Below are 20,519 nucleotides of genomic sequence, written 5' to 3'. Positions count from 1 at the left end.
GGCCGGGCGGCCGGGCTCTTCCCGGCCGGTTCGGCTGCGGGGCTGGGGCTGGGTTCGCTCTTGGAGTTCGCGGAAGCGGCTGGCACAAGGACAAGACTGCCTCACGTGAGTGACTGCTCGTGCACACCCCCCGGCGGAGCGGCGCGGTGGCAAGGGTCACACCCCGCGCCCCAGCCACTACGGTGGGAGGCGTGACCGAAGCCGCCGACCGCCCCCGTGCCGACCTGCGCCGCACCGCCGAGCGCTACCGTTCCGCCCCGGCCGAGGGCGTCGAGTCCAGGCACGCCTTCTCCTTCTCCGGCCACTACGACCCGAAGAACACCCACTTCGGCGCGCTGCTCGCGTGCAACGAGGAACTCCTCGCCCCCGGCGCCGGGTTCGAGGAGCACAAGCACCGGGACACCGAGATCCTCACCTGGGTGCTGGAGGGCGCGCTGGCCCACCGGGACTCGCACGGCCACAGCGGGGTGGTCCGCCCGGGGATGGTCCAGCACCTCAGCGCCGGATCCGGGGTCACCCACACCGAGCGCAACGTCGGCGGCGCCACCGGGCCGGTCCGCTTCGTCCAGATGTGGCTCCAGCCGGACGAGTTCGACGCGCCCCCCGCGTACGGCCTGCGCAAGGTGGAACCGGCGGACGGCGGGTTGACGCTGCTCGCCTCCGGGCTGGAGCGCGACGCCGGGACGGACGCCCTGCGGCTGCGCCGCGGCGACGCCGCGCTCTGGCTGGCCACCGCCGGGCCGTGGCAGCCGCTGCCCCGGCTGCCCGAGGCGCCCTGGCGGTACGCGCACCTGACGGCCGGCTCGCTCGGCTACCGCACCGTGCCGGGACCCAAGGGTGCGGGCCGCTCGATGGTCCCGGGCGACAGCGTGCGGATCACCGGCGACGCCTTCGCCGACCCGGCGGCGGGTGGGACCGGCGCCGAACTCCTGCTCTGGGAGATGCACTCGCCGGTCTCGTACGGCTGAGCCCTGTCGTCGGACTCCCCGCGTCGTCCCGCGGGCGCGGGTCCGACGACGGGCCCGTCAGCGGGCCAGTTCGTCGAGCACCGCGTCCGAGAAGGCCGGCCAGGCCTCGACCGCCCACGGCCCGAAGTCCCGGTCGGTGAGCGCGACGCAGGCCGCGCCCGCCCGCGGGTCGACCCACAGGAAGGTGCCGGACTGGCCGAAGTGCCCGAAGGTCCCGGGGGAGTTGGCGGTGCCGGTCCAGTGCGGGCTCTTGCCGTCGCGGATCTCGAAGCCGAGCCCCCAGTCGTTCGGGCGCCGGTGGCCGTAGCCGGGCAGCACCCCGCTGGTGCCGGGGAAGGCGACCTCGCGGGTGGCCTGCCGGAGGGTGGACGGGTCCAGCAGCTTCGGCGCCTGCAGCTCGGCGGCGAACCGGGTGAGGTCGGCGACGGTGGACAGGCCGCCGGCGCCGGCCGGGGACTTGTGCGCGGTGTGGATCAGGGTGTCCGACATGCCCAGCGGCTGGAACACCGCCTCGGCGACGTAGCGGGAGAACTCGATCCCGGCGGCCGCGGACAGCGCCCGGGCCAGCGTGTCGAAGCCCGCGTTGGAGTAGAGCCGGCGGTTGCCGGGCTCGGCGAACACCCGGTCCTCGTCGAAGCCCAGGCCGGAGGTGTGGGCGAGCAGGTGGCGGACGGTCGACCCGGGCGGCCCGGCCGGGTCGTCCAGCTCGAACACGCCCTCCTCGACGGCGACCAGCGCCGCGTACGAGGTGAGCAGCTTGGTCACCGAGGCGAGCGGGAACAGGTGCTGCTGCGGCCCGTGCGCGGCCAGTACCGCGCCGTCCGTCCCCCGGACCACGGCCGCCGCGGCGTGGGGCACCGGCCAGTTCTCGATCATCCGCAAGCTCTCCATGGGGTCCGACTGTAGTCGCCGGGAAATCCGCCGGAGAACGTGGTGGCGAAGCCACCCGGATGTCGGGCTTGCTTGGAGTGCACTCCAACTCGGTAGCGTCGTCCACGTCGCACAGGACAGGGGGAAGACGAGCGATGGCCGCACCCGCACGCATCGAGATCGACCGGCGCAGCTGCACCGAGGTGTTCAGCCGCCCGACCGGCGACCCGGACCGGACGCCGAGGCACACCATCAGCGAGGTCGCCGCGGCGAGCGGGCTGACCGCCCACACCCTGCGCTGGTACGAGCGGATCGGCCTGCTGGACCCGGTCGACCGGGCGGCGGGCGGCCAGCGCCGCTACTGCGACGCCGACCTGCACCGGCTGGCCTTCCTGGGCCGGCTGCGGCTGACCGGCATGTCGGTGGCGGACATGCTCAGGTACGTGGACATGGCCCGCCAGGGCGAGCGGACCTACCCGGAGCGGCAGCAGCTCCTGGAGGCCCAGCGCGAGGAGGTCCGGCAGCGGATCGTGGACCTCCAGGCCACCCTCGCCGTCCTCGACCACAAGATCGACCTCTACGCCGGGAAGGTCGCCGACCTCACCGGCGCCCCGGTCCAACACCGGAACATCCATGGAGAGGAAGCGCAGAGCGCATGACTCAGACCGTCCTTCCCACCGTCGAACTCGGCACCGGGGCCCGCTGGTGGGCGTCCAGGGCCTCGGCTGCATGGGCATGAGCGAGTTCTACGGCCCCACCGACGCCGACGAGGCGCTCGCCACCCTGGACGCCGCGCTGGAGACCGGCGTCACCCTCTTCGACACCGCCGACATGTACGGCTCCGGCCACAACGAGGAGCTGATCGGCCCCTTCGTCCGGGCCAACCGGGACAAGGTGGTGCTCGCCACCAAGTTCGCCATCGTGCGCTCGGCGGAGGACAACTCCGTCCGCGGCATCAGCAACGACCCGGCGTACATCCGCACCGCGGTGGACGCCTCGCTGCGCCGCCTGGGCGTGGACGTGATCGACCTGTACTACATGCACCGCCGCGACCCGGCCGTGCCGCTGGCCGACTCGGTCGGCGCCATGGCCGAGCTGGTGGAGGCCGGCAAGGTGCGCCACCTCGGCCTGTCCGAGGTGACGGGTGCCGAGCTGCGCGAGGCGCACGCGATCCACCCGATCGCCGCGCTCCAGTCCGAGTGGTCGGTGTTCGCCCGCGACGTCGAGCGCACCGCGGTGCCGGCCGCGGCGGAGCTGGGCGTCGCCTTCGTGCCGTACTCGCCGCTCGGGCGGGGCTTCCTGACCGGCGCCTTCCAGGACGCCGAGGAGCTCTCGGCGGACGACTACCGCCGCAACCACCCGCGCTTCACCGGCGACAACGCGGCCGCCAACGGCGAGCTGCTCGACCCGCTGCGGCGGATCGCGGCGGCCCACGGCGTGACGCTCGCCCAGGTCGCGCTGGCCTGGGTGCACCAGCGGGCCGAGGTGCACGGGCTGGCCGTCGTGCCGATCCCGGGCACCCGCAAGCGCGCCCGGCTCGCCGAGAACACCGCGGCGGCGACGCTGCGGCTGACCGCCGAGGAGCTGGCGCTGCTGGAGCCGGTGGCCGGCCGGGTGGCGGGGAGCCGCTACGCGGACATGAGCTCCACCTCGGCGGCGCGCGAGTAGCGGGCACCGGCGGCCCGGGGGCGGTGGCTCCCCCGGGCCGTCCGGCGGGGTCAGACCGACCGGCGGGGTCAGACCGACCGGCCCATCCAGGCGGCCAGCCGGGCGTGCACGTCGGCGTCCTCGGCGACCGGCCGGACGTCGCCGAACGGGCCGCCCGGCGGCCGCTGCCCGTCCGGCAGCACGGACTGCGCGATGCCCAGCGCGGTCCGCGACAGGTCGTCGTCCAGCGCGAAGCCGCCGCCGAGCGCGGTGGCGATGTCCCAGGAGTGGGTCACCAGTTCCATCAGGTAGCCGCCCACCGCGATCGCGCCGGGCACCTCGCCCCAGGGGGCGACGGTCGGGCGGCCGAGCTTGGCGTCGTCCGCCCAGGCGGCCGTCACCCGGGCGCGGGCCCGGCCCAGCGCGGCCGGCCAGCCCTCGTCCGAGGGGTCCTCGACGGCGGCCACGACGTCCCCGGCGCGGCCGCCCTCGCCCATGTACGCGAACCGGTGCATGCCGCCGACCACGTGGTTCAGCAGCTGACGCAGGGTGAACTCGGTGCAGGGGGTGGGCCGGTCGAGGTCGGCCGGGGTGACGGTGGCGAACAGCTTCTCCAGCTGGTCGAGGGCGGCCTGGTACTGCGGTCGGGCATCCTGGACGGCGGTCATGGCGCTCAACTCCCTGGTGTCGGGTGGTTTTTCGGGCTCGGAACGCAATCTCCCAGCGAAACCTGACAACTACCGTCAGGATTACTGGGATCATTGGGACATGAAGGCAGACCGCCTGCTCTCGATCCTCCTGCTGCTCCAGACCCGCGGCCGGGTGCCCGCCACCGAACTCGCCGAGCGGCTGGAGGTGTCCGTCCGCACCATCTACCGCGACGTCGAGTCGCTCTCCGCCGCCGGGGTGCCGGTGTTCACCGAGCGCGGGCGGCACGGCGGCATCGGTCTGCTGCCCGGCTACCGGACCGACGTCACCGGGCTGACCGCGGACGAGGCCAGGGCGCTGTTCGTGCTCTCCGCCCAGGGGGCGCACAGCGACCTCGGGCTGGACGGCGCGCTCGGCTCGGCGCTGCGCAAGGTGATGGCGGCGCTGCCGGCCCCGCACCGGCCGGCCGCGGAGCGGACCAGCGAACGGATCCTGGTCGACCCGGCCCGCTGGATGCAGACGCCCGGCGCGGCCGGCTCCGCCGCCGGGCCGGACCTGGGCGAGCTGCAGTACGCCGTCTTCGCCGACCGGCGGCTGCGGCTGCGCTACCGGCACAGCGGCACGCCCGCGCCGGTGGAGTACACCGTCGACCCGTACGGGCTGGTGAGCAAGGCCGCGGTCTGGTACCTGGTGGCCGACCTGCACGGTGAGCCGCGGCTGTTCCGGGCCGACCGGGTGCTGGCCGCCGAGACCACCGAGGAGTCGGTGCGCCGCCGGGCCGGGGTCGGGCTCGGCGACGTCTGGGCGGTGCTGCGCGAGCAGGTGGAGCGGCTGCCGGTGGACGTGCCGGTGCGGGTGCGGGTCCGGCGCGGACGGCTGGACATGTTCCTGCGCATCCACGGCGGCCGGGTCACCGCGCCGCCGCCGGAACCGGGCGCCGGGCCGGTCGAGGAGTGGGCCGAGGTGACGATGGTCTTCCCGGCGCCGGCGGCCGTCCGGTCGCTGCTGGCCTTCGGCGCGGACGTCGAGGTGCTGGCCCCGCCGGCCGCCCGGCGCGAGCTGGTCCGGGCGGCGGCGGACGCGCTGCGGCTGTACCAGGACCAGTCGGGCTAGCCCCGGTCCGTCCGGTCGGGTCGGGTCGGCCCGGCTCAGGAGTCGGGAGCGGCCCGGACCACGTCCTGGTAGTGGCCGAGGGAGATCGCCGCGAAGTTGCGCAGGCTGTCGGTGCCCGCGGCGAAGTAGCCGTTGTGGCCGGCCGCGCGGGCCGAGGAGATCTGCTCGGAGCCGAAGCCGCCCGCCGTCGGGTCGGCGCCGTGGCCGAGCCCGCCGACCTCCAGGAACGGCACGTTGCCGATCCAGTCGCTGGGGTTGCGGGTGGCCCAGACGTGCACGCCGGCGCCCAGCTCGGTGGTGCTCTGCACGCCCATGCCGGGGCTGCCGAAGACCACCAGGTCGGTGATGCCGGAGGTGTCGGACGGCGAGGCGGCCGCGCGCGGGATGTCCGGGGCGGCGGTGCCGCAGACCACCGAGCCGTAGGAGTGGCAGAGCAGCGACGGCGGCGCGTCGGGGCGGGTGGTCTCCTTCAGCCCGGCGAGCAGCCGCTCCAGCCGGGGGGCGGCGACGTCGGCGAGCCGGGAGGTGGCGGCGTCCGGGCCGAGGCCGGAGGGGGTGACGTAGCCGGTCCAGGAGATCACGGCGGTCCGGGTGCCGGGGGCCTGGCGGCGCTCCTCGGCGTGGAGGGCACGGGCCATGCCGGCCGGGGAGCGCAGCGGCTCGACCGCCTGGTCGTGGTGGCCGAGGTCGGCGTCCGAGCCGGGGACGAGCACCGAGATCCGCTCGGCGTCGGCGAGGTCGCCCCACACCTCGGTGACCAGGCCGCGGCCGCGCGGGTCGAAGGCCAGGACCTGCCGGTCGGGGGCGAGCAGGTGCTCGACGTCGTTGGCGCGGGAGACGGCCAGGGCGCGGGTGTCGGCGTCCAGTCGGTGGTCGGCGGCGCGGGCCCGGGCCCGGTCGCGCTCGGCGGCCAGGGCGAGCTTGTTGGCGCGGTAGCGCAGGTCCAGCGGGGCGCCGTCGTAGTTGCCGACGACCAGCGGGTACGCCTGGATCAGCCGGTCCAGTTCGGTGGGCGCGAGCGAGGCGAAGAACGCCGCGGCGGCGGCCGGGGTGGTGGTGGCCGGGTCGGGCAGGGAGCGGCCGAAGGAGTGGTCCTCGACCCAGGCGGTGCTGCCGGCCGGAGGCGTGGAGATCGCCAGCTGTTCGGAGGAGACCGCGGCCGCGGCGGCGGAGGCTCCGGCGTCGGCGAGCACCGCGCAACCGGCGAACGCCCCGACCAGTACCCGCTTCCAGCGCCGACGGTTGCGCACCGCACCAACTCCCTTGGGCCCGTCACCGTTTCGCGGGCGGTGCCCGGAGGGTGCGATAAACCTGTTGACTTCCCTGCGCAAGCCTAGGGGGCCCGAAGGGGTGGCGGGAACGCCTAAACTGTGGGATGGATCACATGAACCGGGGGTGTCCTTGCGACGTCTCCCAGTGGTTCGGGCGGTGGTCCGCACCCACCCCGGTGCGACCGGACCGGCGGGTCGCACTCAGGCGTCGAATTCGCGGACCAGGCGCTTCGGCGCCGTCCGCCGCCAGGCCTCGGTGACCAGGTCGCCCAGCTCGTCCCGGTCCACCCGGTCCAGCCGGACGCTCACCCAGCCGTGCCGTCCGACGTACGGGGCGGAGGAGAACACCTCGGGTTCGGAGGCGAGCAGTTCGGCCTGGTCCTCGGGGGAGGCCTTGACGGTGACGCGGTCCCCGTCGGGCGCGCCCATCGCGAAGATCCGGCCGCGGACCCGCAGCGTTTCGATGTCCCAGGTCGGCTCCTGGGCGGCCTCCGGCAGGGCCAGCGCCATCGCACGGAACTCGTCGAACGTCACCATGGCGGCAGGGTAGAGCAGGGCACCGACACCGCGCCCCCGGCGCGCTGCGGGGCGCACCGGGGACGGGTGGCGACGGCCGAGGGGGCGCGGACCGATCGGCCCACGCCCCCTCGGAGCGGTCACGCCCGGCGGATCGTCACACCACGCCCAGCGCGTACGCCGCGAACAGCGCCGCCCCGGCCCCGGCCAGCGCCTTGCCGCCCCGGGAGAAGGCCGTCCACGGGCCGTCGAACCCGCGGGTGAACCAGCCGATCGCCACCAGCACGGCGCCGAACAGCGGCAGCAGCGCCAGCCGGGCGGCCACCCAGCCGAGCGAGTCCGGCGCGGTGGTCAGCCCCGGGACGGCGCCCAGGGCCGCCGCGCCGGGCACGGCGACCGCGAGCATCGCGCTCTGGTGCCAGCAGAAGATCGTCATCGCCGACAGGTTGACCACCACGACCGGCAGCCAGAGCAGCGGACGGCGGGTCAGCAGCCGGCCCAGCCGCTCCCGCAGCAGCACCGCGGCGCCGCACTGGAACGCGGCCAGGGCGAGCACCAGCAGGGACGGCGGGTGCGAGTTGGTCCGGGCGGCCCCGGGCACGCCGACCATGCTGGCCGGGTAGTGGAAGACCAGCAGCAGCGCGGCGAACAGCGCGCCGCCGCCGAGCAGCAGCACCCGGGCCGCCGGGCGGCCGAGCCGGCCCTGCGCCCAGAGCACGCCCAGCTGGTACCCGAACAGCCAGCCCGGCAGGATGTTCAGCAGCGCGACCCAGGACGGCACCGCCCCGGCCCACGGCCCGTAGCGCAGCAGGTCGACGGCGGCGACCGAGGCCACCAGCAGGCCCGCCGACCAGCCGCCCAGCCGGCGCCCGGCGGCCACGCAGAGCGGGGTGAGCGCGGTCAGCCCCAGGTAGACGCCGATGTACCAGAGCGGCTGCACCACCAGGGTGGCGCCGGTGCGCAGGGTGTCCGCGGGGACGCCGAGCGCGGGCAGCAGCGGGACCAGCGCCGCCCAGACGGCCGTCACGCCGAGCACCGGGCGCAGCAGCCGGACCGTACGGGCCCGCAGCCAGCCGCCGTAGGTGACGCCCCTGGCCCGGGCCCGCTCCAGCGAGCGGACCGAGGAGTGGCCGCCGACCAGGAAGAACACCCCGAGCATCTGCAGCACCCAGCTGAGCGGGGCGAAGAAGCCGAGGGTGGAGAGCGGGCTGGCGTTGTGCAGGACGCCGTCGGGGGTGCGGGTGAAGCCGCCGAGCATCCAGTGGCCGACCGGAACGGCGAGCAGGGCGAGGGCGCGCAGCCCGTCCAGGGCGCGGTCGCGGTCGGCCGGGGTCTTGGCGTCGACCGCGGCGGCGGCGCGGCGCAGGGCGGTGAGCGGCCGGGGGGTGCGGGGCTCCGTGGTGCGGGCCCGGGTGGGGCGGGGCCGGGTGGTGAGGGTGCTGGTCATGGTGGTGCTCCTTCCGGTGCGGGCGGTCAGGCGCGGCCGAGCGCGACGGCGGCGTAGGCGGCGAGGGAGGCGGTGCCGGGGGCGAAGTAGCCGTTGTGGCCGTGGGATCCGGTGGCGGGCAGCGGGCGGGCGCCGAAGCCGGCGGCGGTCGGGTCGGCGCCGTGGCCGAGGCCGAACAGCCGGACGTTGGGCACGTCGCCGATCCAGTCGGAGCCGTTGCGGGCGGTGGCCCAGAGCGGGACGCCCGGGTCGAGGTCGGCGGCCGAGCCGACGCCCATGCCGGGCGAGCCGAGCACCACCACGCCGGAGGCCTGCGCGGGGGTGGGGCGGGCCAGGCCGCAGACCACCGAGCCGTAGCTGTGGCAGAACAGGGTGGGCGGGGCCTGCGGGCGGGTGGTGACGGCGAGTCCGTCGAGCAGCCGGGTGAGGCGGGGGGCGCCGGCCCGGGCCAGGTCCTCGGTGGCGGCGTCCGGGCCGACGCCGAGCGGGGTGGTGTAGCCGGCCCAGGCGATCACGGCGGTCTGCCGGTCGGTGGCGTCCAGGAGCGCGCGGGCCATCCCGGCGGGGGTGCCGTACGGGTTGGCGGTGCGGTCGAAGCGGAGCAGGTCGATGTCCGAGCCGGGGACGACCACGGCGGTGCGGCGGGCGGCGGCGAGGTCGCCGTACACCTCGGCGACCTGGCCGCGGCCGCGCGGGTCGAAGGCGAGGACCTGCCGGCCGCCGTCCAGCAGGGCGCGGTAGCGCTCGGCACGGGTGCGGGCGGCCTCGTGGTCCTGCGGGGTGAGGGCGGGGTCGGCGGCCCGGGCGAGTTCGCGGGTGCGCTCGGCGGTCAGGGCCAGGGCGTTGGCCCGGTAGCGCAGGGCGATCGGGGCGCCGTCCAGGTTGCCGACCACCAGCGGGTGGCGGACGGCCAGGGCGTCCTGCCGGCCCGGGCCCAACCCGGCGAAGAACGCGGCCACTCGGGCCGGCGCGGCGGTGGCCGGGTCGGGCAGCCGCAGGCCGAGCGAGGTGTCCGCCGCCCAGGCGGCGCTGCCGGGCGGCGGGCCGGTGACGGGGGTCTGGGTGTCGGCGGCCCAGCCGCCCGCGCCGAGCGCGACCCCCAGCGCCACCGCGGTGGCGGCGATCGCCCGCCTGACCCGAAACTTGCGCATGTCCCTGCTCCCCCTCGTCCGTTCGGCCGCCGACTCGGTTCGGCTTCCGACGAGGAGGAAGGTAGGAATGCGACGGCCCCGCGGACGTCACTCCGCGGGGCCAACTCCCGTGTGCTACCGGGGTATCAGGAGGATTTCCCCCGGTCGCGAGGGGGGTCGCCGGGGTGGGGGCAACCCCCCTACTGGCCGGGGGCCACCAGCCCGGACTCGTAGGCCAGGACCACCGCCTGGGCACGGTCGCGCAGGCCGAGCTTGGCGAGGATGCGCCCGATGTGGGTCTTGACGGTCTGCTCGGCGAGCACCAGTTCGGCGGCTATCTCCTGGTTGGACAGGCCGCGGGCGATCAGCCCCAGCACCTCGGTCTCGCGCGGCGTCAGGCCGTTGAGCCGCACCTTGGGGTCGCGGCGCCTGACCGGGCGGGTGCGGGCGAAGTCCTCGATCAGCCGGCGGGTCACCGAGGGGGCGAGCAGCGCCTCGCCGGCCGCGACCACCCGGACCGCGGCGATCAGGTCGGCCGGCGGGGCGTCCTTGAGCAGGAAGCCGCTGGCCCCGGCGCGCAGCGCCTCGTACACGTAGTCGTCCACGTCGAAGGTGGTCAGCATCAGCACCTTGGGCCGGTGGGCGCCGGGCACGGCCGGGTCGAGCAGCCGCCGGGCCGCCTCCAGGCCGTCCATGACGGGCATCCGGACGTCCATCAGCACCAGGTCCGGGTGGGTGCGTCCGTTGACCTCCAGGGCCTGGGCGCCGTCCGCCGCGTCCCCCACCACGTCGATGTCGCTCTGGGCGTTGAGCAGGGCCGCGAAGCCCGCGCGCACCATGGCCTGGTCGTCGACGATGATCACGCGGATGGTCATGCGGTGGTCTCCCGGGGGGTGTCTGGAGGGTCGAGGGGCAGGACGGCGGCCACCTTGAAGCCGCCGTCCGGCAGCGGGCCGGTGTCCAGCCTGCCATCGACCAGCCGGACGCGTTCCCGCATTCCGACCAGCCCCTGTCCGGTGCCCTCGACCGAGGCCTCCAGCGACTCGGTGCGCTCCGGGGGCGGCGCGTTGACCACCGTCACCAGCAGCGCCGGGCCGTCCGTGGTCAGCGACACCCAGGTCCGCGCGCCGGGGGCGTGCCGCACCACGTTGGCCAGCGCCTCCTGCACGATCCGGTAGGCGGACAGGCCGACGGCCTGCGGCACCAGGTCCGCCGTGCCCGGCTCCACCGTGAGTTCGGCCGGCACCCCGGCCCGACCCACCGTCTCGACCAGCTGGGCGAGTTGGCCGACCCCGGGCTGGGGGGCCTTCTCCCCGCCGGACTCCTCGCTGCGCAGCACGCCGAGCAGTCGGCGCATCTCGGCCAGCGACTCGCGGGCGGTGCCGGCTATCGCGCTGAACTCCTCGGCGGCGTCGTCCGGCACCCCGGTGATCCGGTACGGCGCGCTGGCCGCCTGCACCGCGATGACCGACATGTGGTGCGCCACCACGTCGTGCAACTCCCGTGCGATCCGGGCGCGTTCCTCCAGCAGGGTACGCCGTTCGCGCTCGACCTCGCTGATGTGCTCCTGCTCGGTGAGCAGCCGGCGCGCCTCGGCGCGGTCCCGGACGGCCCAGCCGAGCAGCAGCGCGGCGCCGCTGAGCGCGATCAGCAGCATGGTGGTGCCGTCGCCGGAGCGGGGCAGGCCCAGCGTGGTGGTGAGCGCGGTGAGCGCGACGGTGGCCAGCCAGACGGAGACCAGGGTGGCCCGGCTCTCCCGCAGCGCCAGGGCGAACAGCAGGAAGATGTACGCGAGGATCATCGGCGCGTTCCACGGCCAGGTGCCACCGGCCATGTCGTAGCGAGCGGTGATGGCGGCGGTGGTGACCAGGGTGGCCGCGCTGATCCACCAGGCGGCCAGCGGCCGGGTGATGGCGAGCAGCAGCGGGACGGTCTGGGCGACGGTGAGCGCGCCGGCCACCGGCAGCACCAGGCCGAAGGTCTCGACCAGGACGGCGATCCCGGTGGGGATCAGCGAGGACAGCAGGGCGAGGGCGACGGCGTACGGCAGCCGGCGCAGCCAGGGCCGGGGCGACTCCCCGAGCAGCGGGGTGTGGCCGCCGCTCGGGGTGGTGAGGTGGTGTCGGAAGGCGCGCAGCAGGCGGCGGCCGTACGGGCGGAGGTCGGCGGCGGTGAGGTTCTTCATCGCGGGCCAGCCTAGGAGGGCGGGGCCCGCCGGGCATCGCACTGGAGCCCGAACTTCCGGGTGGTACCGGGGTGTCGGGTGATACCCCGGTATGACACGGGTGCGCCGACGGGCCCCGCGGGGGCCTCAGGAGGGGTCGCGCCAGTGGCCGGCCAGGGCCGGGCCGAGCTGGTCGAAGTAGCGCTCGATGACGGCGACCATGCCCTCGGGGCCGGCGGGTTCGTGCTCGGCGCTCCAGGACAGGTGGGCCGAGCGCAGCAGGCTGCCGAAGACGGCGGCGAGCACGGCCGGGCGGAGGTCCTCGGCCGGGTCCAGTCCCTCGCGTTCGGCGAGCACCTGGACCACCAGCCGCTCCTGTTCGGTGACCCGGCGCAGGTGGGCGGCGAGCAGCGGGGGCGTCTCCTCGATCATCCGCATGAGTTCGAGGGCGCTGTGGATCGAACCGGGGCCGGCGGTCTCCTCGCTGCCGAGGTCGCGCCAGGCCTTGACGATCGAGGCGCGCAGGGCCTGGAGCGGGGGTTCCTCGGCCGGGCGGCGGCGCAGGCACTCGATGAAGTAGTCCTCGGCCACGGCCATCACGGCGAGCGCGACCTCGTCCTTGTTGGCGAAGTAGCGGAAGAAGGTGCGCTGGGAGACGTCGACGGCGGAGGCGATCTCGTCGACGGTGGTGCGGGCGAAGCCCTGGCGGAGGAAGAGCAGGTGGGCGGCCTGGATCAGGGCGTACCGGGTCTGCTGCTTCTTGCGCTCGCGCAGCCCGGGCGTGCGCCCGGGGCCCGCCGGGGCGTCGGTGGTACGGGGGGTGTGAGCGGCCATGGCGGGGGCCTTCCGGAGCGCTGGGTGTGGCGGGTGGGAGCACAACCTTAGCGCTCTGACAAATGTCAGTAGTGGCCAGAAGTCACTGTTTGCCGAATGTCAGTAGCTGACATAATCTGCCCGGAGTGGCGCCCGTCGGGCCGGGGCACCTGTGGGGACGGGTGGGCCGGGGCGCCACGACCACGTCCCGCACCCAGCCACGCCCCCGGAGGGCCCAGATGAGCCAGTCCGTCGTCAAGAACTCCGAGGCGGACGCACCGTCGCCGCCGAACCCGCCGTCGGGGGGCGGCCTCAAGGGGCACCCCTGGCTGACCCTGCTGACCGTCGCGGTCGGCGTCATGATGGTCGCGCTGGACGGCACGATCGTGGCCATCGCCAACCCGGTGATCCAGGAGAAGCTGCACGCGGCGCCCGCCGACATCCAGTGGGTCACCAGCGGCTACCTGCTGGCCCTGGCGGTCTTCCTGATCACCGCCGGCAAGATCGGTGACCGCTTCGGCCACAAGACCACCTTCCTGGTCGGCGCGGTGGGCTTCGCCGCCACCTCGGCCGCGATCGGCTTCGCCGGCAACATCCAGACCGTGATCGTCTTCCGGGTCCTCCAGGGCCTGTTCGGCGCGCTGCTCCAGCCGGCCGCGCTCGGCCTGCTGCGCGGGGCCTTCCCGGCCGAGAAGCTCAACATGGCGATCGGCATCTGGGGCGGCGTGATCGGCGCCTCCACCGCGGCCGGCCCGATCGTCGGCGGCCTGCTGGTCGAGCACGTCAACTGGGAGTCGGTGTTCTTCATCAACATCCCGGTCGGCCTGATCGCGCTGGCGCTGGGCGTGTGGATCCTCAAGGACGTCCGGGCCGAGAACGCCGCCAGGTCCTTCGACCTGCCCGGCATCGCGCTGCTCTCGGTGGGCATGTTCGCGCTGGTCTTCGGCATCATCAAGGCGCCCGAGTGGGGCTGGGGCGACGGCAGGACGCTGCTGTTCCTGGGCGGCGCGGTGGTCCTGATGGTGCTGTTCGCGCTCTGGCAGGGCAAGGCCCGCGAGCCGCTGATCCCGCTCAGCCTGTTCCGCTCGGTGCCGCTGTCGGCGGGCGTGCTGCTGATGGTGCTGATGGCCTTCGCGTTCTTCGGCGCGATCTTCTTCGTGACCTTCTACCTCCAGAACGTGCACGGGATGAAGCCGGTCGAGGCCGGCGTCCACCTGCTGCCGATGACCGGCATGATGATCGTCGGCTCGCCGCTGGCCGGCCTGGCGATCGGCAAGCTGGGCCCGCGGATCCCGATCGTGGCCGGCATGCTGATCACCACCGCCGCGATGTTCGGCATGTCCACCCTGGACACCGGCTCGGGCAACGGCGTGATGTCGCTCTGGTTCGTCCTGATGGGCCTCGGCATCAGCCCGGTCATGGTGGGTGCCACCGAGGTGATCGTCGGCAACGCCCCGATGGAGCTGTCCGGCGTGGCCGGCGGCCTCCAGCAGGCCGCGATGCAGGTCGGCGGCAGCCTCGGCACCGCCGTGCTGGGCGCGCTGATGGCCGCCAAGGTCGGCGACGTGCTGCCGGGCAACTGGGCCGCGGCCGGCCTGCCGCCGGTCGAGGGCGAGGCGGGCGAGGGCCTCAAGCAGGCCGCCCAGCTCGGCATAGCCCCGCCGGCCCCGGCCGGCACCCCGCAGCAGGTGGTGGACGCGATGGCCGGCGCCGTCCACGAGTCCTTCGTGAGCGGCATGTCGCTCGCCTTCGCGGTGGCCTCCGTGGTGGCCTTCGCCGCCGCCGTGCTCGGCCTGCTCACCCGCCGCGGCACCACCGACGCGGGCCCGGCCGTGCACATCTGACGGCCCCCCGCGACGCGCCCCGCGCACCGCCCCGGCGGGGCGCGACGCGACGGCCCCGCAACGCCACGGCCCCGCAACGCCACGGCGGCGCGACGCCACGGCCCCGGACTCGCTGGAGTCCGGGGCCGTCGTGGTTCCCGTGCGCGGTGCCCCCGCCGGTCAGACGCGGGTGAGCGCCACCAGCGGGACGGTGCGGGCCTCCGTGCGGAAGCCGGCGAACTGGGGCTGGGCGGCGATCTGGCGGGCCCAGAGCGCCTCGTGCTCGGCCGGGTCGATGACTGCCGCGAGCGCCGGGTAGCGCTCGGTGCCGACCTCGACGGTGACCTCCGGCGTCGCGACCAGGTTGCGGTACCAGGCCGGGTGCGTCGCGCTGCCGCCGTTGGAGGCGAAGACCACCAGCCGCTCGCCGTCCGCCAGGTAGACCAGCGGGGTGGTGCGCGGCTCCCCGCTGCGGGCGCCGACCACGGTGAGCAGGAGCAGCGTGGCGTCGGCGAGATCGCCGCCGACCACGCCCCCGTCCCTCCGGAACCCGGCGATCACCCGGCGGTTGAACTCGCCCGCGCCGTCGGCGGGTTCGGGGTGGCGCCCGGAGGGCCCGGGCCCCGTCCCGCCCGGCACGGCGCCGGCCTTCGTGTCGTTCGTCGTGCCGTCGGCCTTCGTGTCGCTCGTCATGCCGCCGACCCTAGGACCTCACACCGGTGAGAGGGTCAAGTCACGGCGGACGCCGAAGGGCCGGACCCCCGGTGGGAGTCCGGCCCTTCAGTTCCAGCGGGTGATCAGGCGTCGCCGCCGGCGGCGCCCGGGTCGGCCGCGGCCACGTCCAGCAGCTGGTAGCGGTCGATCGCGTCCTTCAGCGCCGAGCGGTCGATCCGGCCCTGCTTGGCGAGCTCGGTGAGCACCGCCAGGACGACCGACTGCGCGTCGATGTGGAAGAAGCGACGGGCCGCGCCACGGGTGTCGGCGAAGCCGAAGCCGTCGGCGCCCAGCGACTGGTACTGACCCGGCACCCAGCGGGCGATCTGGTCCGGCACCGCGCGCATCCAGTCGGACACCGCGACGACCGGGCCCTCGGAGCCCTGGAGCTTCTGGGTGACGTACGGCACGCGCTGCTGCTCCTCGGGGTGCAGCAGGTTGAACTCCTCGGCCTCCACCGCGTCGCGGCGCAGCTCGTTCCAGGAGGTCGCGGACCAGACGTCGGCCTTGACGTTCCACTCCTCGGCGAGGATGCGCTGGGCCTCCAGGGCCCACGGCACGGCCACGCCGGAGGCGAGGATCTGGGCCGGGATCTGGCCGGCGGTGCCCGGCGCGTACTTGTGCAGGCCCTTGAGGATGCCCTCGACGTCCACGTTCTCGGGCTCGGCCGGCATCTTGATCGGCTCGTTGTAGACGGTGAGGTAGTAGAACACGTCCTCGCCGTGCGGGTGCTCGGCGCTGGAGCCGTACATCCGGCGCAGACCGTCCTGGACGATGTGCGCGATCTCGAAGCCGTACGCCGGGTCGTAGGCCACCACGCCGGGGTTGGTCGAGGCCAGCAGGTGCGAGTGGCCGTCGGCGTGCTGGAGGCCCTCACCGGTCAGCGTGGTGCGGCCGGCGGTGGCGCCGAGCACGAAGCCGCGGGCCAGCTGGTCGGCCATCTGCCAGAACTGGTCGCCGGTGCGCTGGAACCCGAACATCGAGTAGAAGACGTACACCGGGATCAGCGGCTCGCCGTGGGTGGCGTAGGACGAGCCGGCGGCGATCAGCGAGGCGGTACAGCCCGCCTCGGAGATGCCGTCGTGCAGCATCTGGCCGGTCGGCGACTCCTTGTAGGCGAGGAGCAGCTCCCGGTCGACCGACTCGTAGGTCTGGCCGAGCGGGTTGTAGATCTTCGCCGACGGGAAGAGCGAGTCCATGCCGAAGGTGCGGTACTCGTCCGGCGCGATCGGCACGAAGCGGTTGCCGATGCCCTTGTCCCGCATGAGGTCCTTGAGCAGCCGGACGAACGCCATGGTGGTGGCGATGGTCTGGTTGCCGGAGCCCTTCTTGACCGCCTTGTACGCGTCGTCGCCGGGCAGCTCCAGCTTCCGCGGGCGGACCTTGCGGGTCGGCACGTAGCCGCCGAGCTCCTCCCGGCGGTCGTGCATGTACTGGATCTCCTCCGAGTCGCGGCCCGGGTGGTAGTACGGCGGGAGGCCGTCCTCGAGCTGCTTGTCGGTGATCGGCAGGTGCAGCCGGTCGCGGAAGCGCTTCAGGTCCTCGACCGTCAGCTTCTTCATCTGGTGGGTGGCGTTGCGGCCCTCGAAGTTGGGGCCCAGCGTCCAGCCCTTGACCGTCTGGGCGAGGATGACCGTCGGCTGGCCCTTGTGCTCGCGGGCCGCCTTGAACGCCGCGTAGATCTTCTTGTGGTCGTGGCCGCCGCGACCCAGGTGCTGGATCTGCTGGTCGGTCATGTTCTCGACCATGGCGCGCAGGCGCAGGTCGCCGCCGAAGAAGTGCTCGCGGATGTACGCGCCGGTCTCGGTGGCGTAGGTCTGGAACTGGCCGTCCACCGTGGTGTTCAGCTTGTTCACCAGGATGCCGTCGCGGTCCTGCGCGAGCAGCGGGTCCCAGCTGCGGTCCCAGACCAGCTTGATCACGTTCCAGCCGGCGCCGCGGAACTGCGACTCCAGCTCCTGGATGATCTTGCCGTTGCCGCGGACCGGGCCGTCCAGGCGCTGCAGGTTGCAGTTGACCACGAAGGTCAGGTTGTCCAGGCCCTCGCGGGCGGCCAGCGACAGCTGGCCGAGCGACTCGGGCTCGTCCATCTCGCCGTCGCCCAGGAAGGCGTAGACCTGCGAGTCGGAGGTGTCCTTGATGCCGCGGTGCTCCAGGTAGCGGTTCATCCGGGCCTGGTAGATCGCGCCGAGCGGGCCGAGGCCCATCGAGACGGTCGGGAACTCCCAGAAGTCCGGCATCAGCCGCGGGTGCGGGTAGCTGGAGAGGCCGTACGGGGCCTTCGACTTCTCCTGGCGGAACGCGTCGAGCTGCTGCTCGGTGAGCCGGTCCAGCAGGAAGGCGCGGGCGTAGATGCCGGGGGAGGCGTGGCCCTGGAAGAAGACCTGGTCGCCGGACTCGCCCTCGGCGTCCTTGCCGCGGAAGAAGTAGTTGAAGCCGACGTCGTACAGCGACGCGGAGGAGGCGAAGGTGGCGATGTGGCCACCGACACCGATGCCCGGGCGCTGCGCCCGGGAGACCATGACGGCCGCGTTCCACCGGGTCGCGTTGAGGATCTTGCGCTCGATCTCCTCGTTGCCGGGGAAGAACGGCTCGTCCTTGGTCGCGATGGTGTTGACGTAGTCCGTGCTGCGCATCTCGGGCACGGCGACACGCTTCTCGCGGGCGCGCTCGATCAGCCGCAGCATCAGGTAGCGGGCGCGCTCACGCCCCCGCTCGTCGATGGCCGCGTCGAGCGACTCCAGCCATTCCGCGGTCTCCTCGGGATCGAAGTCCGGGACCTGACTCGGAAGGCCGCCAATGATGATCGGGTTGCGATCGGATCCGGAAGCCACGCTGTTCCTTCACTGTCGGTCGAAACTGAGGTGTGTCGCGCCGCCTCCATCGTGCTACCGCGCTCGGAGATCCGTCATCTCTACCGATCGGTAACCGTTCCGCCCGGTGGGCGGTCCGGTCTGGCGGCGCGCGGCGCGGGCGTCTTCGTCCGCTCCGCACACCCCCGGGTGTTACGAAAAGAGGTGGTCCGACCTGGTGTCCCGTCCGCCCGATGGCGGGCGGCCGGGGTGAGGGCCAACAGGAGACTCTACGCCCGCGCACGCGCGGACCCCGAATGCCGTTCGCATCTCGGGCACGCGTACGGCCTGTGGGCCGGGACCACCCGAAGCATCCTCGGACGACGCGGAAAAGGGCAAATCGGTGTGATTCCCGCCACGCCGCGCGGCGTGTCCCGGTGTGGCACGTCAACCTTTGGAGGGGATCGGGGGTCGGGTACTTGCGCGAACCGCCGCGCCCGTGTGGACTACGGCCACAGCCTCGGCATGGACGCCGAGCCGAATACTGGAGGTTATTCCCGTGAGCGCGACCGCGGACCCCGCGGACAAGTCCAACCCGGCGACCCGTCTCGGCTTCGAAGAGGGCCAGATCATCCAGGAGCTGGGGTACGACGACGACACTGACCAGGAGCTCCGCGAGGGAATCGAGGAGCTCACCGGGACGGATCTCGTCGACGAGGACTACGACGACGTCGCCGACGCCGTTCTGCTGTGGCACCGCGACGACGACGGGGACCTCACCGACGCCCTCGTCGACGCGCTGGAGTACCTCGCCGAGGGCGGCCTGATCTGGCTGATGACGCCCAAGACCGGGCGCGACGGCCACATCGAGGCCTCCGACATCAGCGACGCGGCCAAGACCGCGGGCCTCTCCCAGACCAGCTCGATCAACATCGTCAAGGACTGGGCGGCCACCCGGCTCGCGACCAAGTCCACGGCGAAGGGCGGCAAGCGCTGAGCGGGCTCTGAAGCCCCCGCGCCGGGCCCCGTCGGAGGAATCCCTCCGGCGGGGCCCGCCGCATGTCCGGCGCCCGGCCGGCCGGCTGGCGGGCCGTGGTCGGCCCCACGCGGGCCGGTGCCCAGGACGGCCCGCCGGGGCGTTCGCGGACGGCGAACGGACCGGGCCGCGGCTGCCCGCCTCATCCGTTCGGCCGAACCGCCGTAAACGAATGCGAGGATGTGCCCTGCCGCGCCCGCCGCGCGGCGCGGTCGCGTCAGAAAGGTCCCGTTCATGGCCATCGAGGTCGGCTCCCCGGCTCCGGACTTCGAGCTCAACAACCAGCACGGCGAGTCCGTCCGGCTCTCCGACCTCCGCGGCGCGAAGAACGTCGTCCTGGTCTTCTACCCGTTCGCCTTCACCGGCGTCTGCACCGGTGAGCTGGGCGCGATCCAGCGGGAGCTGGCGGCCCTGCAGAACGACACCGTGCAGGTGCTCGGCCTCTCCTGCGACTCGCAGTTCTCCCAGCGGGTCCTCGCCGACCGGGAGGGCCTGGAGTTCCCGCTGCTGGCCGACTTCTGGCCGCACGGCGAGGTCGCCCGGGCGTACGGCGTCCTGGACGAGGAGCGGGGCTGCCCGCTGCGCGGCACCTTCGTGATCGACACCGCGGGCACGGTGCGCTGGAGCGTCGTCAACGGCCTCCCGGACGCCCGGGACGAGCAGGAGTACCTGAAGGTCCTCGCGGCGCTCTGAGGCCCCCGCCGGGGCCCAGGACGGTCCGGAACGCCTCCGCCGCACCCGCCGGCCGGGTGCCGTGGGGACGTGTCCGGCCTGATCAGGGGTGCGGACGGGAACCCCGTACTACGCTCGGGCCGTTGGCGGGGTGGGGTGCGGGAGCCGATGGGCCTCCCGACGCCCCGGGACCGCACCACCGGGGGCACCACTGGGCGTGCCTCCCGATTCTTGGAGGACTAGTGGGAGTCAGCCTCAGCAAGGGCGGCAACGTCTCGCTCACCAAGGAGGCGCCGGGCCTCACGGCCGTGGTCGTCGGCCTGGGCTGGGACGTCCGGACCACCACCGGCGCGGACTTCGACCTGGACGCCAGCGCCCTGCTGTGCAACGCCCAGGGCAAGGTCACCTCGGACGGCAACTTCGTGTTCTTCAACAACCTGAAGAGCCCGGACGGCTCGGTCGAGCACACCGGCGACAACCTGACCGGCGAGGGCGAGGGCGACGACGAGGCGATCAAGGTCAGCCTGGTCGGCGTGCCGGCGGACGTGGAGAAGATCGTCTTCCCGGTGTCGATCTACGACGCCGAGACCCGCGGCCAGAACTTCGGCCAGGTGCGCAACGCGTTCATCCGCGTGGTGAACCAGGCCGACAACACGGAGCTGGCGCGCTACGACCTCTCCGAGGACGCCTCCACCGAGACCGCGATGGTCTTCGGCGAGCTGTACCGCAACGGCGCCGAGTGGAAGTTCCGCGCCATCGGCCAGGGCTACGCCTCCGGTCTGCGCGGCATCGCGCAGGACTTCGGCGTCAACGTCTGAGCCGCCGCCGGCGCCCTGCGGCGCGGGCTTCGCGCCGTTCCCCCCGGGGCGGCCCCGGACCTCCGCGGTCCGGGGCC

At 74.0% G+C, this 20,519-nt stretch carries 18 protein-coding genes and 1 pseudogene; 8 read left to right on the top strand and 11 right to left on the bottom strand.

What is annotated here, in order from left to right:
- Positions 1-191 precede the first annotated feature (191 nt).
- On the top strand, positions 192-968 hold the full coding sequence (locus tag ACZ5GH_RS10905; RefSeq protein ID WP_464334082.1) for a pirin family protein: 777 nt from the start codon (positions 192-194) through the stop codon (positions 966-968).
- A 57-nt stretch (positions 969-1,025) separates the two neighbouring features.
- Here the strand turns inward: ACZ5GH_RS10905 and ACZ5GH_RS10900 are convergent, their stop codons facing one another.
- Complete coding sequence (locus tag ACZ5GH_RS10900; protein WP_464334081.1) at positions 1,026-1,859, bottom strand: serine hydrolase domain-containing protein; 834 nt, start codon at positions 1,857-1,859, stop codon at positions 1,026-1,028.
- Positions 1,860-1,993: 134 nt separating this feature from the next.
- Between ACZ5GH_RS10900 and ACZ5GH_RS10895 the strand changes: the two genes are divergently transcribed.
- On the top strand, positions 1,994-2,497 hold the full coding sequence (locus ACZ5GH_RS10895; protein ID WP_387748441.1) for a MerR family transcriptional regulator: 504 nt from the start codon (positions 1,994-1,996) through the stop codon (positions 2,495-2,497).
- A pseudogene (locus ACZ5GH_RS10890) lies at positions 2,494-3,506 on the top strand (aldo/keto reductase). The gene ACZ5GH_RS10895 and the pseudogene ACZ5GH_RS10890 overlap by 4 nt, the downstream one beginning before the upstream one ends.
- Before the next feature lie 68 nt (positions 3,507-3,574).
- Here the strand turns inward: ACZ5GH_RS10890 and ACZ5GH_RS10885 are convergent.
- Positions 3,575-4,153, bottom strand: coding sequence for a TIGR03086 family metal-binding protein (locus tag ACZ5GH_RS10885; RefSeq protein ID WP_387748445.1), 579 nt, complete (start codon positions 4,151-4,153; stop codon positions 3,575-3,577).
- Between the two features lie 100 nt (positions 4,154-4,253).
- On the opposite strand from ACZ5GH_RS10885, the gene ACZ5GH_RS10880 reads away from it, so the two are divergent.
- Positions 4,254-5,246, top strand: a complete 993-nt coding sequence (locus ACZ5GH_RS10880) for a helix-turn-helix transcriptional regulator (protein ID WP_387748447.1) — start codon at positions 4,254-4,256, stop codon at positions 5,244-5,246.
- Between the two features lie 35 nt (positions 5,247-5,281).
- Here the strand turns inward: ACZ5GH_RS10880 and ACZ5GH_RS10875 are convergent, their stop codons facing one another.
- The 7 genes from ACZ5GH_RS10875 to ACZ5GH_RS10845 form a co-directional block, all read right to left on the bottom strand.
- Positions 5,282-6,496, bottom strand: a complete 1,215-nt coding sequence (locus ACZ5GH_RS10875; RefSeq protein ID WP_387748449.1) for an alpha/beta hydrolase — start codon at positions 6,494-6,496, stop codon at positions 5,282-5,284.
- Positions 6,497-6,718: 222 nt separating this feature from the next.
- Entirely contained in the window at positions 6,719-7,054 is a 336-nt protein-coding gene (locus tag ACZ5GH_RS10870) for an MmcQ/YjbR family DNA-binding protein (RefSeq protein ID WP_387748451.1), read from the bottom strand.
- Positions 7,055-7,190: 136 nt separating this feature from the next.
- Entirely contained in the window at positions 7,191-8,480 is a 1,290-nt protein-coding gene (locus tag ACZ5GH_RS10865) for an acyltransferase family protein (protein ID WP_464334080.1), read from the bottom strand.
- 26 nt (positions 8,481-8,506) lie between these two features.
- Positions 8,507-9,631 (bottom strand): alpha/beta hydrolase, encoded by a 1,125-nt coding sequence (locus tag ACZ5GH_RS10860; RefSeq protein ID WP_387748455.1) that lies wholly within the window; start codon positions 9,629-9,631, stop codon positions 8,507-8,509.
- Between the two features lie 179 nt (positions 9,632-9,810).
- Entirely contained in the window at positions 9,811-10,485 is a 675-nt protein-coding gene (locus ACZ5GH_RS10855) for a response regulator (protein WP_464334079.1), read from the bottom strand.
- Positions 10,482-11,795, bottom strand: coding sequence for a histidine kinase (locus ACZ5GH_RS10850; RefSeq protein WP_387748459.1), 1,314 nt, complete (start codon positions 11,793-11,795; stop codon positions 10,482-10,484). Before ACZ5GH_RS10850 ends, ACZ5GH_RS10855 begins: the two co-directional genes overlap by 4 nt.
- A gap of 126 nt (positions 11,796-11,921) precedes the next feature.
- Positions 11,922-12,608, bottom strand: a complete 687-nt coding sequence (locus ACZ5GH_RS10845; RefSeq protein WP_387748461.1) for a TetR/AcrR family transcriptional regulator — start codon at positions 12,606-12,608, stop codon at positions 11,922-11,924.
- Positions 12,609-12,826: 218 nt separating this feature from the next.
- Here ACZ5GH_RS10845 and ACZ5GH_RS10840 point away from each other — a divergent pair, with 218 nt between their 5' ends.
- The gene (locus ACZ5GH_RS10840) at positions 12,827-14,431 is read left to right on the top strand and encodes an MFS transporter (protein WP_387748463.1); all 1,605 of its coding nucleotides are present in this window, start codon (positions 12,827-12,829) and stop codon (positions 14,429-14,431) included.
- A 159-nt stretch (positions 14,432-14,590) separates the two neighbouring features.
- Here ACZ5GH_RS10840 and ACZ5GH_RS10835 read toward each other — a convergent pair whose 3' ends face one another.
- Together ACZ5GH_RS10835 and aceE are read right to left on the bottom strand one after the other, a co-directional pair.
- On the bottom strand, positions 14,591-15,103 hold the full coding sequence (locus tag ACZ5GH_RS10835) for a nitroreductase/quinone reductase family protein (protein WP_387748465.1): 513 nt from the start codon (positions 15,101-15,103) through the stop codon (positions 14,591-14,593).
- 104 nt (positions 15,104-15,207) lie between these two features.
- Positions 15,208-17,958 carry a pyruvate dehydrogenase (acetyl-transferring), homodimeric type gene (gene aceE / locus ACZ5GH_RS10830; protein ID WP_387748467.1) on the bottom strand — a complete coding sequence of 917 codons (2,751 nt, stop codon included), beginning with the start codon at positions 17,956-17,958 and terminating at the stop codon, positions 15,208-15,210.
- Positions 17,959-18,475: 517 nt separating this feature from the next.
- Between aceE and ACZ5GH_RS10825 the strand changes: the two genes are divergently transcribed.
- From ACZ5GH_RS10825 to ACZ5GH_RS10815, 3 genes are all read left to right on the top strand, one after another.
- The gene (locus ACZ5GH_RS10825; protein WP_401107559.1) at positions 18,476-18,913 is read left to right on the top strand and encodes a DUF3052 domain-containing protein; all 438 of its coding nucleotides are present in this window, start codon (positions 18,476-18,478) and stop codon (positions 18,911-18,913) included.
- Positions 18,914-19,186: 273 nt separating this feature from the next.
- On the top strand, positions 19,187-19,645 hold the full coding sequence (locus ACZ5GH_RS10820; protein WP_464334078.1) for a peroxiredoxin: 459 nt from the start codon (positions 19,187-19,189) through the stop codon (positions 19,643-19,645).
- 221 nt (positions 19,646-19,866) lie between these two features.
- Positions 19,867-20,442, top strand: a complete 576-nt coding sequence (locus ACZ5GH_RS10815) for a TerD family protein (protein ID WP_387748473.1) — start codon at positions 19,867-19,869, stop codon at positions 20,440-20,442.
- Positions 20,443-20,519 lie beyond the last annotated feature (77 nt).

It is taken from the genome of Kitasatospora sp. Xyl93 (assembly GCF_055383135.1).
Note: the sequence above shows the minus strand (reverse complement) of the source record. Positions and strands in the feature narration are given on the sequence as shown.

Bases quoted from the DNA above. Each gene is read 5' to 3' on its own strand.
- ACZ5GH_RS10900 (WP_464334081.1), bottom strand. From the start codon at position 1,859: ATGGAGAGCTTGCGGATGATCGAGAACTGGCCGGTGCCCCACGCCGCG.
- ACZ5GH_RS10895 (WP_387748441.1), top strand. From the start codon at position 1,994: ATGGCCGCACCCGCACGCATCGAGATCGACCGGCGCAGCTGCACCGAG.
- ACZ5GH_RS10885 (WP_387748445.1), bottom strand. From the start codon at position 4,153: ATGACCGCCGTCCAGGATGCCCGACCGCAGTACCAGGCCGCCCTCGAC.
- ACZ5GH_RS10880 (WP_387748447.1), top strand. From the start codon at position 4,254: ATGAAGGCAGACCGCCTGCTCTCGATCCTCCTGCTGCTCCAGACCCGC.
- ACZ5GH_RS10870 (WP_387748451.1), bottom strand. From the start codon at position 7,054: ATGGTGACGTTCGACGAGTTCCGTGCGATGGCGCTGGCCCTGCCGGAG.
- ACZ5GH_RS10865 (WP_464334080.1), bottom strand. From the start codon at position 8,480: ATGACCAGCACCCTCACCACCCGGCCCCGCCCCACCCGGGCCCGCACC.
- ACZ5GH_RS10860 (WP_387748455.1), bottom strand. From the start codon at position 9,631: ATGCGCAAGTTTCGGGTCAGGCGGGCGATCGCCGCCACCGCGGTGGCG.
- ACZ5GH_RS10855 (WP_464334079.1), bottom strand. From the start codon at position 10,485: ATGACCATCCGCGTGATCATCGTCGACGACCAGGCCATGGTGCGCGCG.
- ACZ5GH_RS10850 (WP_387748459.1), bottom strand. From the start codon at position 11,795: ATGAAGAACCTCACCGCCGCCGACCTCCGCCCGTACGGCCGCCGCCTG.
- ACZ5GH_RS10845 (WP_387748461.1), bottom strand. From the start codon at position 12,608: ATGGCCGCTCACACCCCCCGTACCACCGACGCCCCGGCGGGCCCCGGG.
- ACZ5GH_RS10840 (WP_387748463.1), top strand. From the start codon at position 12,827: ATGAGCCAGTCCGTCGTCAAGAACTCCGAGGCGGACGCACCGTCGCCG.
- ACZ5GH_RS10835 (WP_387748465.1), bottom strand. From the start codon at position 15,103: ATGACGAGCGACACGAAGGCCGACGGCACGACGAACGACACGAAGGCC.
- ACZ5GH_RS10820 (WP_464334078.1), top strand. From the start codon at position 19,187: ATGGCCATCGAGGTCGGCTCCCCGGCTCCGGACTTCGAGCTCAACAAC.